Source organism: Cellulosimicrobium sp. GQ32 (genome assembly GCF_059758455.1).
Map to the genome: position 1 here is coordinate 100,542 of NZ_JCAXEP010000001.1, position 16,103 is coordinate 116,644.

The following is a 16,103-nucleotide window of genomic DNA, read 5'->3' on the forward strand; positions in this document are numbered from 1 at the left end:
GGCGGGGGCCGAGACGAACCCCACCACGCGGGCAGTCGCCCGGGTGCGCGCAGACCAACGTGGGACGACGCCGGGCGGGGTGGGTGGTGGTGCCGCGTCGTGGCGGGCCTGGCGGGAGCCGCGAGGAACGAGCGGCGGATGGTAGACGCGGCACCACCACCCACCCCGACCACCCAACGCAACCACGCGCCGTCGAGCAAAGAACCACGGCTCTACCTCGCGCAACCACGGCTCTACCTCGCGCAACCACGGCTCTACCTCGGCAGACCAGGGTTCTCCTTCACGCAGACGGGTCTCGCCCCGGTCCGTGGGGACGGACCGGGGCGAGACGGGCGTGCGACGCGAGCTGCGGTCAGCCGCAGGTGGCGGCGTCGTACTGCGCGGTGACGGTCGTCGACCTCCCCTCGGCGTCGGTGGCCACGACCGTGACCTCGCCGGCCTCGACCGACGTCGCCCGCGACGCGAACGACTGGTAGGCGTTCTTGCCGGGCTCGACGCCGTTGACGGTCTTGGTGCCGAACGGCGTGTCGAGGCGGACCGTGAGCGGCACCTCGTCGTCGTTCTGCGCGCGGACCGCGACGTAGACCTTGCCGGCGAGGCAGCGGGTCTGGGCCGTGACGGTGACCGCCGGACCGGCGGGGACGCCGTCGCCCACGGTCAGGGTGAGCGTCGTCGTCGTGGTGCCGGCGGTGCTCACGTAGTCCGGGAGGACGAGGTCGCCCTGGATCACGTACACACCGGGCGTCTCGACGACGGACTCGTCGTAGTCCCACTCGACCCCGATCGCCTGGTTGTCGCGCGAGCCGTCGTTGTACGAGACGAGGACCTTGGTCGGCAGCCACGGCTGCTCGCCGACGTCCACGCTCTGCTCGAACTGCTCGGCGCCCTGGATCGAGATGCCGCCCTGCGAGCTCTCCGGCCGCACGTACACCTGCGCCTCGGCGATGAGGCCGTAGGTCGTGTTGGTGCCGTAGACCGTGAACGGCTCGACGTTGGTCTCCGCCACCATGGCCGGCGTGATGGGCTGCCAGGTGAAGTCGACCGCGCCGCGGCGGCCGCTCGAGTAGACGACGTCGAGCGACGTCGGCAGCTCGGGCACCTCGCCCGTGACGGTGCGCAGGATAACCGGGCTCGCGACGGAGTCCACGGTGTCTCCGTTGACCCGCCACCGCAGGACGCCGGTGCCGGCGCCGCCGGTCTGCACGCCGGTGATGCGGACGCGCAGGTAGCTGGCCTCGACGGGCTCGAACTCCAGGTGGTTGTACGCGTTGCGCTGGAGCGCGCCCGCGTACGTCGAGCCCTCGGTCAGGGTGACGGGTGTCCAGTCCGTGCCGTTCTGCGAGTACTCGACCGTGTAGGTGTCCGCGCGCGGCATGCGCGTCCCGCCGTTGTCGTCGTACCAGTAGATGTCCGTCGACGCGACGAGCACCGGGGACTCCCACGCGTACCGGATCCACGCGGCGGTCTGCGCGCTCGTGCCGTTCGCGGGCTGGCCCCACGTGCCCCAGCCGTTGCCCGCGCCGGGGTTCGAGCTCGCGGGCGTCGAGGGCTCGTTCACGCGCAGCGGGTTCTCCCACGACGCCGACCCGCTCGTCGTGATCGTCGCGAGCGCCCCGAACTCGGCCGACGTCGCCTTCTCGGTGAGCTCGACCTCGACGTCGCGCTCGGTCGTGAGCTCGCCGTCGGACGCGGTGAGGCGGAAGGTGTACTCCCCCGCGGCCGTGCCCGTGACCGTGGTGGTCAGCGCGTCGGCGTCGCCGAAGATCACGCTCGCGCCCTCGGGCGCGGAGACCGTCGACCACCCGGAGGTGAGCGCCCCGTCCTCGGGGATGCCGTCGTCGGTCACGGTGCCGACGAGCGTCGTGGACAGGTTGCCGTCCTTCGACCGGTCGACGTTCACCGTGACGGTCGGGGCGTCGTTGACGACCTCGGGCACGTCGCGGCCCGAGTCGAAGACCTGGATCTCCGAGATGGCGGTCCAGTACGACGGGGTGTTCGTGAACGCGACGCGGACCGTGTCCGTGGTCACGGCCTCGAAGAGCGCCTCGTTGAACTTGGGCCCGGGGATCTTCGGGGCCTTGAACGCGTCCGGCACCGTGGTCCATCCGCCCGAGCCGTCGGGCACCTGGATCGAGTACCGCAGCGGCTCGCGGTACCCGCCCGCCTGCCGGTCGCTGACGAACCAGACCTTGACGTTGTCGAACGTCGTGGGCTCACCGAGGTCGAGCTCGACGTAGCCGGTGCTGCCCTCGGTGCCGTAGTTGCCCCAGTACGGCTCGTTGACCGTCGTGCCGTCGGTGACCGCGGCGAGGGACACGGGTCGCTCGGTCTCCTGGATCGCCCCCGGCGTGTAGTTCATGGAGCCCGTGCTCCAGCCCGGCGTGTGGAACTGGCGCCACGGCGTCGGGCGCGCGCCCTGCTGGGTGGCCGACGACGACAGCTCGGCGCCGCGCGCGAGGTTGTCTGCGCCCTCGGTGAGGTCGATGCCCGCGGTCTTCAGGTAGGAGACGACACGCTCGTCCTCGATCGGGGTGTCGACCGCCGTCGGCAGGTCGGCACCCTCGTCCGCGACGACCTGGACCGCGAGGCCCTCGTCGGACTCGACGACCTCGTTCGCGGTGGGGTCGTAGACGAACCGGCCGAGCGCGTCGGCCGCGGCCTTGCGCTCCCCGTCGACGAACAGGCTGTAGCCCTCGCCCAGCCCGTAGTGCGAGCCGTCCTCGTCCCAGACGATCGTGACGTCCTTGCCGTGGTATCGCAGGTTGTTGACCATGAAGTGGTCGTACCCGAGGTCGATCGGCCAGAGCTCGATCTTGTCGTCGGACCGCGGCTGGATGCCGCCCATGTCCTCGACGTAGATGTAGTTCATGTTGCCGAGCATCACGTGGTTCGGGTTGTTGCGGTTGAACGTCTGGGTGCTCGCGTTCCAGTTCGAGTAGTACTCGGCCTGGTTGGGGACGAGCGCGTTGCCGTTCGGGTAGATGCTCCACGCCATCCAGTCGAGGAGCTTGGCTGCGTACTCGGGCGTGACGTACGTGTGGTCCGGGTCGTAGTGCCGCAGCGCGGACCGCACACCGCGGTACTGGACCGTGAAGTTGATGTTGGAGAAGTTGTTCGACCCCCCGATGCCGTACTTGGCCCGGTCGTACTGGTTGGCCGTGTAGAACGGGAAGATCGGGAAGTTGTCCCCGTACCGCAGGAAGCGGAACCCGTCGACGTACTTCTCGGCGTCCTCGACCGGGATGAGGTTCTCGGCGTAGATGTCGTAGAGGTTCGACTCCTTCGCCGGGATGAGGTCGCGCTCGGCCTGGCTCAGCGGGTTCTGGCTCCCGCCCGACGTCGCGCCGTGCGACGTCCCCGCGAGGAACATGCGCGTCTCCTCGCTCCAGAGACGACCGAGGATCGCGTCACGGATCTCGTCCGCGGTCTGCCCCATCTCCGCGACCTTCTCCGGGTCCGCCCCCGCCATCGCGTAGAGCTGGCGCGCGGCGTCGAACGCGCCCCACACGTACGCGGACTCCGGGCGCTCGATCGTCCGCGCGCCCGGCGCCCCGGCGTTCACCTTGGGGTAGCCGAAGCTGATCGCGTCGGAGTCGTTGCCGGGCATGTAGTTGGTGTCGTAGGCGATGAGCTTGTCGTCGTTGCCGTCGTAGTGCTCGAGCTGCCCGACGCCGTCGCCCTCGAAGTACGTCGCGAAGCGCTCGGCGACCGCCGGACCGCCGCCGTGCACGTTGTACGCCTCGAGGCCCGCGGTGCCGAGGTACTGCGAGTAGTGGTTGTTCCAGCTCGTGTGGCCCGGGCTGTCGAGGAACGCGGACGACCCGGACAGCTCGCCGATGTTGAGGATCTGCCCGTAGCCCAGGTACGGGTTGCGGATCCACTTGGTGTCCTGGAGGTGCATGGGCTGCGTGAGCGCCACCGAGTTCTGGTAGAGGTTCACGCCCTCGATCGTCGTCGGGTACTGGTACACGTAGCCCGGCTCGTTCGCGTCCAGGCTGTTGTACCGCTCGCCCCACCAGCGGTAGACGATCGCCTTCTCGATCGCGTCGTCGGGCACGTCGATGTACGGGATGTCCTGGGCCCACTGGCGGTTGAACGTCGTGACGCCGGTGCGGAACGCGTCCGCCGGGGACAGCTCGGCGTACTCGTGGAAGCTCTCGACCGACTCCGGGAGCGTGTCGCTGGACAGCACACCCAGCACGGACAGGTCGACCGATCCGCCCGCGGGGACCGTGACCTCGCGGTCGAGGTTGGTGCCGACGCGCTCGAACCCGGGCGCCTTGAGCCCGATCGTGACGTCGGACCACGGCGTGTCCACGAGGCCGTTGTTCGACCCGCTCGTCAGGGTCCGGGTCCCGGTGAGCTCGTCGGCGGAGTCCGTCGACGTCGTCGCGAGCGGCGACGCCGCACGGACCGTGAACGTCACGTCGCTCGCGCCGGAGTTGGTGAACGTGATCGCCGACAGCGCCACGTTGTCGTACGTGATGAGCTTCTTGAGGTCGGCGGTGACCCCGGTCGACCCGACCGTGTAGCGCGCCGTCGCGTGGCTGGGCGCGTTGAAGCGCTGTGCCCCGACCTCGGTGATCGTCTGCCCGGGCACGGTCACGGTGTAGAGGTTGCCGAGGTTGTTCGGCCCGCCCGCGAACGCAGAGCCCGCGAACCCCATGACCGCCCAGTTGCTGTTGCCGCGCAGGTACAGCGACCGGCCGCGCGTCTGGAGCACGCTGTTGTTCGCCGTCCCGCTCACCCCGAGCACGCGGTCGAGGTAGTAGTCGGTGCCGCCCGCCGCCAGGTCCTTCTCGAAGATCGACCCGTGCATCGAGCCCGCGGTCCACGGGACCCCCGGCTCGAGGGCGGCGGCGACCTGGTCCAGGTTCGTGTAGACCGGGTCACCGATGTCCATCGAGTCCGTCGTGCCGTCGGTGTAGACACCGACGTCACCCTCGTTGCCCGGCACCACGTCGGCCTGCGCCGCCGGTGCCAGTGCGACGCCGGTGGCGGCCATCGCACCTGTCATCGCCGAGGCGACGACCCTTCTCCACGCTCTCCCCGACATCACCAAGTCCTCTCCATCGGGAACCGGAACAGGTTTCGGGACGACGGCGGGGCCTCGCGTCGCGCGGGTGGACTGCCTCGTCCGCCCGCCCCGCTGCGGGACGCGTGACCCTGATCGTCGTGCCGGCTCGCGCCGCCCCGCGGGCCGGTGGTGACCGGGGCCGTCGGCCCCGGCTCCCTCCGCGGTGAGGTCGCCAGATGCGAGCCAGTCAACCAGCGCACATCGCAGACCGCAATGGTTTTCGGTCTCGACTTTGCGGGCTGTGCAGACCGACGGTCGCACTCTTGATCGGACGGACTCGTTGCGGTTGCAGAGCCTATGGAAGGTGCGACGCCGTCTCACACCCAGGAACGATGAGACGCGCCACAGCATCCCGAAAGTCAGAACTCATGGGTTTCATTGCGCGTGCGCGCGACGTTGGCGGGCCGCTGCCCTCGATGATCGATCCTGGTCGTCGGGTCCGGGACGACGGGTCTGCCCACGCGGGAGAGGAGCACCCGGGGGCGCGGCCGCCTCGTGCAGACGACCGCTACGCGCCGTCGGCGGGCGGCGTCGCCTCCGCCGGGTCGGTCTCCTCGACGGGCGGGGTGCTCCCGTCGTCGGGCGGCGTCGCGCCGTCCGCGGGTGCCGTCCCGTCGGCCGGGGCGGTGGGCTCCGCGGGGTCGGGCGTGGGTGCGGGCGGCTCGAGGAGCGTGAACGTCACCGGCTCGCTCGTCGCCCCCTCGACGCCCGCGACGCTCAGGACCGCGGTGTACGTCCCGGGCCCCACCTCCGGCTGGTCGGGTGCGCAGCCCTCGACCGAGCGGTGCCGGTCCCAGCGGACGAGCTTCGACGGGTCCTCGTCGCCGGTGCTCATGAGGAGCAGCCGCTCCGTCGAGCCGCAGTGCGCGGACGACCACACGAGCTCGTCGCCGGAGTAGATCTGCACCTGCCGCCCGGCGTCGGAGCCGTCGACGAGGCACGGCCGGCCGCCGGACTGCCGGAGCGTGACGCTGAGCTGGACGGCGCGGCCCGGCTCGTACTCCGCCGCGCTCGTCGTGACGCCCAGCTCGAGGGACGCGGCCGTGCAGTCCTGCGGCGGTCCGGCGGCCTCCGGGGTCGGCGGCGGGGACTTGCCCTCCTGCGCCGACTCGTCCCCGGCGAGCATCGGCTGCACCGCCCGCACGACGACCTGCCCGAGCAGCACGAGCCCGACCACCAGACCGACGAGCAGGGCGAGCGCGAGGAGGCGGCGGCGGAGCAGGGCCCCGCGCGAGGGCCTGCTGCCCGCCCCGGCGCGAGAGCTCGGCCTCGGGGCGCGGTCGGTCCGCGGCGTGCTCACGGGGTCCTCCGGTGGTGCAGGTGCTGGTCGCGACCACGGTATCCGCGCCCGGGCCCGGCCTCGTGCTGCCGCGCCGACGACCGCCCAGGTCGGGGCAGAATGGGTCTCCCCGACCTGCGCCGGCACCGGGTCACGTTCGGCGCGACCGCTCGCCGACACGTCGTCAGGGGACGCACCCCACGACCGAGAGGGACGACCGCCGCCATGACCGCCCCGACCGCGCGCCCGGTCCGCGCACCCGTGACCGACCCGGCACCGGACGCCCACGCCGACCTGCGCGGCGCCGTGGGGCGCTGGTTCAGGGAGACCGCCCGCGACCTGCCCTGGCGCGCCGCGGATCGTACGCCCTGGGGCGTGCTCGTGAGCGAGGTCATGCTCCAGCAGACGCCGGTGATCCGGGTCGAGCCGGCGTGGCGGGAGTGGATGGCGCGCTGGCCGGAGCCGGCCGACCTGGCGGCGGCGCCGACGGCCGACGTGCTGCGCGCGTGGGGTCGGCTCGGCTACCCGCGCCGCGCGCTGCGCCTCCAGGAGTGCGCCCGCACGATCGTCGAGCGGCACGACGGCGAGGTGCCGCTCGGAGAGGAGGCGCTGCGCGCCCTGCCGGGCGTCGGCGAGTACACCGCCGCAGCGGTGACCGCGTTCGCGCACGGGCGGCGCGCGGTCGTCGTCGACACGAACGTGCGCCGCGTCCTGGCGCGGGCCGTCGGCGGGACCGCGCTGCCCGCGCCGTCGTACACGGCTGCCGAGCGCGCGACCGCCGCGACGGTCGCCCCGCCCGGCGACGAGGACGCCGTGCTGTGGGCCGCCGCGTCGATGGAGCTGGGCGCGCTCGTGTGCACGGCCAGGGCGCCGCGCTGCGGCGCGTGCCCCGTGCGCGACGCGTGCGCGTGGCGCCGCGCCGGGCGGCCGGGCGACGAGCACGCGGCACGCCGGCGCACGCAGGCGTGGGCGGGCACCGACCGCCAGGTGCGGGGCAGGGTCATGGCCACGCTGCGCGAGGCGCCGGGCCCGGTGCCGCGCGGCGTCGTGGCCGCGGTGTGGCACGACGCCGCGCAGCTCGACCGCTGCGTCGCGAGCCTCGTCGAGGACGGGCTCGTCGAGCAGGTGGACGACCTCTACCGGCTCCCCGCCTGACGTCAGACGGTCGGCAGCCAGACGCGCATCGTCGACGGGCCGCGCCCGGCCCAGTCGTGGTACGGCACGAGCCGGACGTCGACGGAGACCTCCGCCGGCACCTCGACCGGGACGGACCCGGTCCGCCCGGGCGCCCCGCCGCGGAGCGGCGTGTACGGCCACGGGGCCGTCGTCGGGTCCACGAGCAGGCCCCGCACGACGACGCGCCCGTCCTCCTCGCGCGGCGGCACGGCGACGTCGACGCGCAGGTCGGCGACGTCGCGCCCGCCGGGCAGGTCGACGGACTCCACGCACAGGACCTCGGGGCCGCGCTGGACGGCGACGCACCCGCGCACGGCGTCCACGCGCTCGTCGGGCACGAGGAACCGGGGCGCGACGTCGAGGTCGAGCGTGACGACGCTCCCCGCGCGCAGGTCGGGCACCGCGACCGTGCCCGCGGGCACCTGGCGGGCCGGGCCGTCGTCGACCACGAGCAGCCCCGAGCCCGACCACGCGGGCACGCGCAGCGTGAGCGCCCAGCGCTCGGGAGCCTCGACGACGCGCACCCGCACGCGCCCGTCCGCGGGGTAGCCGGTCTCGACGTCGAGCGCGACGGGCTCCCCGGACGGCAGCGTCGCGCGGACCTCGCTCGTGGCGTACTGGTGGAGCTGCACGCCGCCGTCGTCGACGGTGGCGAGGTACCCGGCGAGGCTCGCGAACGTGCGTGCGACGTTGGGCGGGCAGCACGACACCTCGAACCACGGCGCGCGCAGCGACGACTCGGCGCGCTTGCTCACCTGGTCCGGCGCGGCGGGCTCGCCCGGGACGCGCTGGTGGAGCGTGTTCGCGTAGTAGAAGGCGCGGCCGTCGTGCGCGGGCGACGTCGCGACGACGTTGAACAGCGTGCGCTCGACCACGTCCGCGTACCGCGGGTCGCCCTGCGCGAGCAGGAGGCGCCACGCGACCATCACGGACCCGATCGACGCGCACGTCTCCGAGTAGGCGCGGTCGGGCGGCAGGACGAAGTCCTCGCCGAACGCCTCGTCCTGGTGGTGCGAGCCCTGCCCCCCCGTGACGTAGGTGCGCGCGGCCTGCGTGCGCTCCCACTGCCGCGCGACCGCGGCGACGAGCTCGTCGTCGCCGGTCTCGACCGCGACGTCGACCGCACCGGCGGCGAGGTAGTTCGCCCGGACCGCGTGGCCCCGGAACACGGTGGCCTCCCGCACCGGGACGTCGTCCTGGTAGTAGGAGCGGCCCCACTCGATGTCCGCGAGCGTCCCGTGCCCGCGCCGCTCGACGAAGAGGGCCGCCTGCTGCACGTACCGGGGCTCGTCGAGCGCGCGTCCCAGCTCCGCGAGCGCCACCTCGACCTCGGCGTGCCCGCAGACCCCCTGGATGCCGTCCGGGCCGAACGCCTCGCACACGTGGTCGGCGGAGCGGCGCGCGACCTCGACGAGGAGGTCGTCCGGGTGCCCGGTGCGCGCCCGTGCGACGGCCGCCTGCAGGAGGTGGCCCTGCACGTACAGCTCGTGGCCCCACTCGAGATCGGTGTACCGCGCCGGCTGGCCCGGGTTGCCGAACCGCGTGCACAGGTAGCCGTCCGGTGCCTGCGCCGCCGCGACCCGCTGCACGATCGCGGCGAACCGGCGCTCGAGCGCGTCGTCGGGGCGACGGCCGAGCTCCCACGCCATCGCCTCGAGCAGCTTGTACACCTCGGAGTCGCTGAACTCCCGGCCCCGCCGGGTCGTCGCGACGTCGCCGCGCACGACGGCGTCGAAGTTGGGCAGCCAGCCCTCGGCCTCGAGCCAGTGCTCGATGTGACCCAGGGTCGCGGCGCGGTTGACCTCCTGGCGCTCGGCCCAGAACCCGCCCGTGATGCGCACCTGCGCGAGCCCGAGCGGCTGCAGCCGCCCCGTCGCGGGGACCACCGGGCGTCCTCCGTCGGTCGGGCGGGCGCCGGTCCCGGTCGTCCGGGGCACGGTCGGGGTCGTGGTCATGGCAGCACCTCCGGAGGCGGCGGCGCCGCCTCGTGGTTCGTCGGGTCGTACGTCGGGTCGTTCGTGGGGCTGGTCGTCGGCAGCGCCGGACGGCGTCGCCCCGGCGGGCCGAGGGGGCGGGAGAGGGGCGTGCGTCGTCATCCCTTCAGCGCCCCGGACATGAAGCCGCGCACGTAGTGGCGCTGGAGCAGCAGGAACAGCACCACGCACGGCGCGGCGAGCACGACGACGCCTGCCTGGGTCGCGCCGTAGTCGACGATGCCCATGACCTGCTGGCGCATGTTGGCCACCGCGAGCGGCAGCGGCGCCTTGGTCGAGTCGGTGATGAGGATGAGCGGCGCGACGAAGTCGTTCCAGGCCGCGAGGAACGCGAACAGGCCCACGGTGATGAGGCCCGGCTTCACGGCGGGGACGAGCACCCGGCGCAGCGCCCCGAACGACGAGCACCCGTCGACCATCGCGGCCTCGTCGAGCTCGCGCGGCACCGACTCGAACGAGATGCGCATCATGAACGTCGCGAACGGGAGCTGGAACATCGTGAGCACGAGCGCGAGGCCGAGCAGCGAGTTCTGCAGGTGCAGCGTGTTGAGCAGCACGTAGAGCGGGATGAGCAGGGTCGCGTACGGGACCATGAGGATCGCGAGCGTCACGAGGAAGAGCACGTCGCGGCCGGGGAACCGGAACCGCGCGAACGCGAACCCGCCCAGCAGCGACACCCCGAGCGTGAAGAGCACCGTGAGCCCCGAGACGACGACGGAGTTCCACAGGTACTGCCCGATCCCCGCCTGGTAGCTCGCGAGGGTCGCGTAGTTGCCGAACCCCCAGCCGTCCACCTGGGCGCTGCCCGGCTGCGGGGAGAACGACGCCACCCCGGCCCACACGAGCGGGAAGAGGAAGACGATCGCGAGCCCCCCGGTCAGCACCCAGTACGGGGTGCGTGTGAGGACGCCGGCGATGCGGGCGCGAGGCGCGGGCCGCGCGGGTCGCGCCGGGCGCGTCGCGGGAGCGGGAGCGGGTGCGGTGACGGCCATGTCACTTCTCCTCGGGTGCGCGCATGCCACGGACCTGCGCGACGTTGATGAGCACGAGGGCCGCGAGCACGATGATCGACAGCGCGGCGGCCACGCCCAGGTCGTTCTGCCCCTGGAAGGCGATGTTGTAGATGAGCTGCACCACGGTGATCGTGCTGTTGTCCGGACCGCCCTTGGTGAGGATGTAGAACTGGTCGAACGCGAGCAGCGAGCCGGTGACGCACATGATCGTGCAGAGAGCGAGCGACGGGCGCAGCAGCGGCAGCGTCACGCGGCCGAACGTCTGCCAGCGGTTGGCGCCGTCCATGCGCGCCGCCTCGTAGACCTCGTGCGGGATGCCCTGGAGGCCCACCATGAGCAGGAGCATGTAGAAGCCCGCGAAGCGCCAGACGATGAGGAACACCGTCGACCACAGCGCGCCCTCGGGCGACCCGAGGAACGACACCGGCTCGTCGACGATCCCGAGCCGCTCGAGCAGCGGCGAGACGGGGCCGACCTGCGGCGAGTACAGCGCGTAGAACAGCAGCGACGCGGAGGCCAGGCCCAGCGCGCTCGGGACGAGGATCGACGTGCGCAGGAAGCTCTTCCACCGGCTCGACTCCTGGACGAGGAGCGCGAACCCGAGCCCCAGGCCGATGAGGAGCACGGTGGCGATCACGGTGTACTTCACCGTGAAGACGACGGAGTCCCAGAAGAACCGGTTCTCGACGGCGTCGCGGAAGTTGTCGGGGAAGTTGACGCCCCGGTTGCCCGCGAGCAGCGGCCAGTCGGACGCCGACATCTGGCCCACCAGCAGCACGGGGAAGATGAAGAGGACGAGCACGAACACCGCGGTCGGGGCGGCGTAGGCCCACCCGCGGGCCGCCTGCGAGCGGCGCGGACGACGGCGGCGCCCTGCGCTCGCGGTGCCCCGGGGCGGCCGGTCGTCGCTCACGGCGGGACCCCGCGGCGCCGCGCCGTGCGGCACGGGCGAGGGCGGCGTCGAGGACGCGGACTGCACGGACATGAGAGGTCTCCTGGAACAGGGGTGAGGGGAGCCTGACCCGGCCCGCCGCCGCACGGTGGGCGCGGCGGCGGGCGCTGGGGTCACGCGGGGGTGGTCGTCACCCGGGGGTCACTGCGAGAGGACCGCGGTGATCTCCTCGTTGTCCGGCTCGATGCTCGAGCCGTCGCCGAACACCGCGTTGCGCACGAGCGTGAGCCACGGGCTGTTCGGCGCGTTGAACGCCTGCTGGAAGTTGCGCGCGACGGGCGTGCGGCCCTTGCTCGCGATCTCGTTGATCGTCACGACGCGCGGGTCGGCCGAGGAGTACTCGTTGTCGACCAGGTCGGCCCGCGAGACGACGTCGCCGTTCTTGGCGAGCACCTCGACCTGGGCCTCCTCGGACATCATCCAGGAGAGGAAGTTCCACGCCTGGTCGGTGAGCTCGCTGTCCTTGGAGATGCCGATGCCGTCGCCGCCGACGAAGGTCGACCCGCCCCCGCCCGGGCCCGGGATCGGCGCGACGCCGACGTCCACCGTCTCGTCCGCCGTCGACAGGAGCGTCGCCGGGTACGGCATGACGCCGATCTTGCCCTCCTGGAAGGGGGCGACCCAGGTCGCGCCGGTCTCGTCGCGCGTGCCGGCGCCCACGGCGTCGGAGTCGACGAGGTCCTTGTACACGGCGTAGACGTCCTGCGCGGTGTCGCTCGCGAGGAGCGACTCGGTGCCGTCCGCGCTCAGCACGTCCTCGTCCGCGGCCCAGACCGACGGGAACCACGTGAACACGAGGCACCCGCCGCAGTTGCCGCCGAAGAACGTGCCGTCGACGCCGCCGCCGAGCGCGTCGACCGCCTTGGCCTGCTCCGCGAACTCCTCGAGCGACGTCGGCCCGGCCTCCGGGTCGAGGCCGGCCTGCTCGTACAGGTCCTTGTTGTAGAAGAGGACCGAGACGTCGAGCACGAACGGGAGGACGTGCTCCTGGTCCTCGTAGGTGCCGGCCTCGAGGTGGCCCTGGTTGATCTGGTCCGCGAAGTCGAGCTGGTCGATGCGGTCGGTGACGTCCTGGAACAGGCCCTGCTCGACCCAGTTCGGCACGTACACGATGTCGGCCGCGAACAGGTCGGGCAGGCCTCCGCTGCCCGCAGCGGCGCCGACCTTCGCGACGTAGTCGTCGTTGGGGACGATCGTCAGCTCGACCTGGTTCTCGTGGCTCGCGTTGTACGCGTCCACGAGGAGGTTCGCCTGCTTCTCGAGCGGCGCGCGCGTCCACAGCGTGAGCGTGCTGCCGTCGTCGACGCCCTCGACGCCGCCGGATCCCGTCCCGCCCGTCGCGGCGTCGCCGCCGCCGGATCCGGACCCGCCGCACGCGGCGAGCCCCAGCGCGACGAGGCCGGCGAGCGTCGTCGTGGCCACGGACCTCTTCCAGGAGGCCCCGCGGTGGTTCTTCATCTCGTGTCTCCTCGTACTCGTCTTCGAGCCGTTGCACCTGCGCCCCGTGCCCGCGCTGTGGGCGAACACGTTTTCGGTCTCCGTGTCGCGCTGCGGCGCGCTCCACGTGGCCGACCCTCCCCTCAGGCGGCTAGTGTTCGAGGTCCTGGCGTCGCCCGCGAGCCCCCCGCTCGCGACGTGCGTCGGAACCGAAACTAACCGAAAAGGTTTTCTGAATGTATGGCAGCGCGATAGTCTCGTCAAGCACGGCAGCGGGTTACAGTTCGATCACGGCTCGATCGTCGAGGGCGCAGCGCAGCGCACCGGCAGGAGGGGGAACGGCCTCATGACGACCCAGAGCGGGAGCGCCACGCCGCGCGCGGCGACCCTCACCGACGTCGCGCGCCTCGCGGGCGTGTCCATCGCGACCGCGTCCAAGGCGATCAACGGGCGCGACCAGGTCAAGGCCGAGACGCGCCTGCGCGTCCTGGAGGCCGCCGAGCGGCTGTCGTTCGCTCCCAACGCTCTCGCGCGCGGGCTGCTCAAGGGGCGCACCGGCACCGTCGGGCTGCTCACGAGCGACCTCGAGGGTCGCTTCTCGATACCCGTGCTCATGGGCGCCGAGGACGCGTTCGGCGCCGGTCGCGTGTCGGTCTTCCTGTGCGACGCGCGCGGCGACGCCATCCGCGAGCAGCACCACGTCCGCGCCCTGCTCTCGCGGCGCGTGGACGGCCTCATCGTCGTCGGGTCGCGCACCGACCCGCGCCCCCCGCTCAGCGCCGACGTCCCTGTACCCGTCGTCTACGCCTACGCGCCGTCGGAGGACCCCTCCGACGTCTCCATCACGGCGGACAACGTCGGCGCCGGTCGGCTCGCCGTCGAGCACCTGCTCTCGTGCGGGCGACGCCGCGTCGCGCACGTCTCGGGCGACCCCGGCTACAAGGCCGCGCAGGACCGTGCGGCGGGCGCCGAGGCCGCGGTCGCCGCGGCCGGCCTCGAGCTGGTGGGCGGCCAGACGTTCTTCGGCTCGTGGAGCGAGGGCTGGGGACGCGGGGCGGCGCGCATGATCGTCGAGCAGCACGGCGACGTCGACGCGTTCTTCTGCGGGTCGGACCAGATCGCGCGCGGCGTGCTCGACGCGCTGCGCGAGCTCGGCCGGGACGTCCCCGGCGAGGTGTCCGTCATCGGGTTCGACAACTGGGAGGTGCTGACCACCAACGCCCGCCCCCAGCTCACGAGCGTCGACATGAACCTCGAGCGCCTCGGCCGGGTGGCGGCGCAGCGCCTCTTCGCGGCGATCGACGGCACCGTGCGCCCGGGCGTCGAGGAGCTCCCCTGCCGGGTCGTGACGCGCGCGTCGACGGTCCCGATCAGCTGAGCGAGGCGGGGCCCTCCGGCACGTCGTCGAGGTCGAGCAGCATGCGCGTGTTGCCGAGCGTGTTGGGCTTCACGCGCGCGAGGTCGAGGAACTCGGCGACGCCGTCGTCGTGCGAGCGCAGGAGCTCGGCGTACACCTCGTGCGAGACGGGCGTCCCCTCGATCGCGCGGAACCCGTGCGCCCGGAAGAAGTCGACCTCGAACGTCAGGCAGAACACGCGTCGCAGGCCGAGCGCGCGGGCCCTCGCCAGAAGCTCGACGACGAGCGCGTGCCCCACGCGGTGCCCACGCCACGCGGGGTCTACCGCGAGGGTGCGGATCTCGGCGAGGTCGTCCCACATGACGTGGAGGGCGCCGCACCCGACGACGAGCGGTGCGCCCTCGCCGTCGGGCTCACCGGTGGTACCCGGCTCCACCTCGGCGACGACGAACTCCTGGACCGCCTCGTAGTACCCGACCATCTCCTTGGCCAGGAGGATCCGCGCCTCCGCGTAGGGCTGCACGAGCGCGCGGACCGCGCGCACGTCCGCGGGCAGGGCGGGACGGACGCGGACGGCGGAGGTCGTGGGCACCGCGACACTGTACGCGGATCCGGTCCGTCTTGCATACTCATACAGCGCGTCGCATACGTGCGCGAACGGGCTCACCCGCCCCCGACGAGGCGGGACGCGGTGATCTCGTCCACGACGAGGTCCGTGACGACGCCGGCGCGCAGGGCCGCGCGCAGCGGCGCCACCTTGTTGTCGCCCGCCACGGCGCACACGCGCCGCGGGACGCGGCGCAGCTCGTCGGGACCAGGGCCGGTCGCACGCTCGTTGAGCGCGATGTCGCGGTAGGTGCCGTCCGCGCGCAGGAACACCGTGCACACGTCGCCGACGACGCCCTCGGCGTCGAGGACCGCGATGTCGTCGGGCTCGAGGTAGCCCGCCGAGTACACGTGGGACGGCACGCCGCCCGCGACGGCGCCCACCGAGAAGAGCGCGATGTCCGCCCGGTGCTGCACGTCGAGCACGCGCCGCACCGACCGCTCGCGCCACATCGCCCGCTTGGTCCCGGCGTAGTCGAAGAACGCAGGCACTGGGAAATGGTGCACGTGCGCGTCGAACGCGGTGCCGAAGCCCGCGATGAGGTCACCCGCGTAGTGCACGCCCGACGTGCGCGTGTTGGCCGCGCCGTTGAGCTGGACGACGGCGCTCCCCCGCGTCGGCTTGCGCGGCAGGTGCCGGGAGATGGCCGACAGCGTGGTCCCCCACGCGATGCCGAGGATCATGTCGGAGTCGAACCACGTCGACAGCAGGCGCGCGGTCGTCAGGGCGACCTGCTCCAGCCGCTCGACCTGCGGCGCCTGGTCCGGCACCGGGACGACGTACGCGTCGATGCCCCACGTGCTCGAGAGGTGCTGGCCCAGCCCGGGACCGCGGCTCCGCGCAGGCCGCAGCGAGATCTCGACCAGCCCCGTGTCGCGCGCCCGCTTCACCAGGCGCGACACCGTCGACCGCGACGTGTGCAGGTGCTTCGCGATCACCTCCATCTTCATGTCCTGGAGGTAGTACATCGACGCCGCCCGCAGGACGTCCTGCTCCCGGTCCACCATCCCGGTCTCCCTTCGCTCGACCTCCATTCTGCACGTTTGTGCACCACGGTTGCGCGTCCGTTCGGCGCGTGGTGGTCTGGAGGGCGTGCCGTCGCGCCGGGACCCCGGCGTGCGCACGACGGTTACCGCTCGCGCACCCTGGTCGGGCGTGGGACCGTCGCTGTGAGCGCACCGTGGGCGCATCGTCCCGCGGCGTGCCCGCAG

General features: G+C 72.7%; 10 protein-coding genes. 2 read left to right on the forward strand and 8 right to left on the reverse strand.

Annotation, left to right across the window (positions count from 1 at the left end; all coding sequences use genetic code 11):
• Positions 1-352: 352 nt before the first annotated feature.
• Positions 353-5,005, reverse strand: coding sequence for a galactose-binding domain-containing protein (locus AC6CH9_RS00425; RefSeq protein ID WP_498153135.1), 4,653 nt, complete (start codon positions 5,003-5,005; stop codon positions 353-355).
• A gap of 580 nt (positions 5,006-5,585) precedes the next feature.
• Positions 5,586-6,377, reverse strand: coding sequence for a hypothetical protein (locus tag AC6CH9_RS00430; RefSeq protein WP_498153136.1), 792 nt, complete (start codon positions 6,375-6,377; stop codon positions 5,586-5,588).
• A 204-nt stretch (positions 6,378-6,581) separates the two neighbouring features.
• Between AC6CH9_RS00430 and AC6CH9_RS00435 the strand changes: the two genes are divergently transcribed.
• Positions 6,582-7,511: an iron-sulfur binding domain-containing protein gene (locus tag AC6CH9_RS00435; RefSeq protein ID WP_498153137.1), complete on the forward strand. Its 930-nt coding sequence runs from the start codon at positions 6,582-6,584 to the stop codon at positions 7,509-7,511.
• 2 nt (positions 7,512-7,513) lie between these two features.
• On the opposite strand, the gene AC6CH9_RS00440 is transcribed toward AC6CH9_RS00435, so the two are convergent.
• From AC6CH9_RS00440 to AC6CH9_RS00455, 4 genes are all read right to left on the reverse strand, one after another.
• Complete coding sequence (locus tag AC6CH9_RS00440; RefSeq protein ID WP_498153138.1) at positions 7,514-9,487, reverse strand: glycoside hydrolase family 127 protein; 1,974 nt, start codon at positions 9,485-9,487, stop codon at positions 7,514-7,516.
• Positions 9,488-9,624: 137 nt separating this feature from the next.
• A complete protein-coding gene (locus AC6CH9_RS00445) occupies positions 9,625-10,518 on the reverse strand; it encodes a carbohydrate ABC transporter permease (RefSeq protein WP_498153139.1) in 894 nt (297 codons plus the stop codon).
• A gap of 1 nt (position 10,519) precedes the next feature.
• Positions 10,520-11,524: a carbohydrate ABC transporter permease gene (locus AC6CH9_RS00450; protein ID WP_498153140.1), complete on the reverse strand. Its 1,005-nt coding sequence runs from the start codon at positions 11,522-11,524 to the stop codon at positions 10,520-10,522.
• 108 nt (positions 11,525-11,632) lie between these two features.
• Positions 11,633-12,949 (reverse strand): ABC transporter substrate-binding protein, encoded by a 1,317-nt coding sequence (locus AC6CH9_RS00455; protein ID WP_498153141.1) that lies wholly within the window; start codon positions 12,947-12,949, stop codon positions 11,633-11,635.
• Positions 12,950-13,274: 325 nt separating this feature from the next.
• Here AC6CH9_RS00455 and AC6CH9_RS00460 point away from each other — a divergent pair, with 325 nt between their 5' ends.
• Positions 13,275-14,306, forward strand: coding sequence for a LacI family DNA-binding transcriptional regulator (locus AC6CH9_RS00460; RefSeq protein ID WP_047231526.1), 1,032 nt, complete (start codon positions 13,275-13,277; stop codon positions 14,304-14,306).
• On the opposite strand, the gene AC6CH9_RS00465 is transcribed toward AC6CH9_RS00460, so the two are convergent.
• Together AC6CH9_RS00465 and AC6CH9_RS00470 are read right to left on the reverse strand one after the other, a co-directional pair.
• Positions 14,299-14,877 carry an amino-acid N-acetyltransferase gene (locus AC6CH9_RS00465; RefSeq protein WP_498153142.1) on the reverse strand — a complete coding sequence of 193 codons (579 nt, stop codon included), beginning with the start codon at positions 14,875-14,877 and terminating at the stop codon, positions 14,299-14,301. The two genes, AC6CH9_RS00460 and AC6CH9_RS00465, sit on opposite strands and share 8 nt — an antisense overlap.
• A 71-nt stretch (positions 14,878-14,948) precedes the next feature.
• On the reverse strand, positions 14,949-15,899 hold the full coding sequence (locus AC6CH9_RS00470) for a sugar-binding transcriptional regulator (protein ID WP_053369892.1): 951 nt from the start codon (positions 15,897-15,899) through the stop codon (positions 14,949-14,951).
• Positions 15,900-16,103: the final 204 nt, after the last annotated feature.

What these genes read in the sequence shown, in the direction of transcription:
- AC6CH9_RS00455 (WP_498153141.1), bottom strand. Translation starts at nt 12,949, where the DNA reads ATGAAGAACCACCGCGGGGCCTCCTGGAAGAGGTCCGTGGCCACGACG.
- AC6CH9_RS00435 (WP_498153137.1), top strand. Translation starts at nt 6,582, where the DNA reads ATGACCGCCCCGACCGCGCGCCCGGTCCGCGCACCCGTGACCGACCCG.
- AC6CH9_RS00440 (WP_498153138.1), bottom strand. Translation starts at nt 9,487, where the DNA reads ATGACCACGACCCCGACCGTGCCCCGGACGACCGGGACCGGCGCCCGC.
- AC6CH9_RS00470 (WP_053369892.1), bottom strand. Translation starts at nt 15,899, where the DNA reads ATGGTGGACCGGGAGCAGGACGTCCTGCGGGCGGCGTCGATGTACTAC.
- AC6CH9_RS00460 (WP_047231526.1), top strand. Translation starts at nt 13,275, where the DNA reads ATGACGACCCAGAGCGGGAGCGCCACGCCGCGCGCGGCGACCCTCACC.
- AC6CH9_RS00450 (WP_498153140.1), bottom strand. Translation starts at nt 11,524, where the DNA reads ATGTCCGTGCAGTCCGCGTCCTCGACGCCGCCCTCGCCCGTGCCGCAC.
- AC6CH9_RS00425 (WP_498153135.1), bottom strand. Translation starts at nt 5,005, where the DNA reads ATGGCCGCCACCGGCGTCGCACTGGCACCGGCGGCGCAGGCCGACGTG.
- AC6CH9_RS00445 (WP_498153139.1), bottom strand. Translation starts at nt 10,518, where the DNA reads ATGGCCGTCACCGCACCCGCTCCCGCTCCCGCGACGCGCCCGGCGCGA.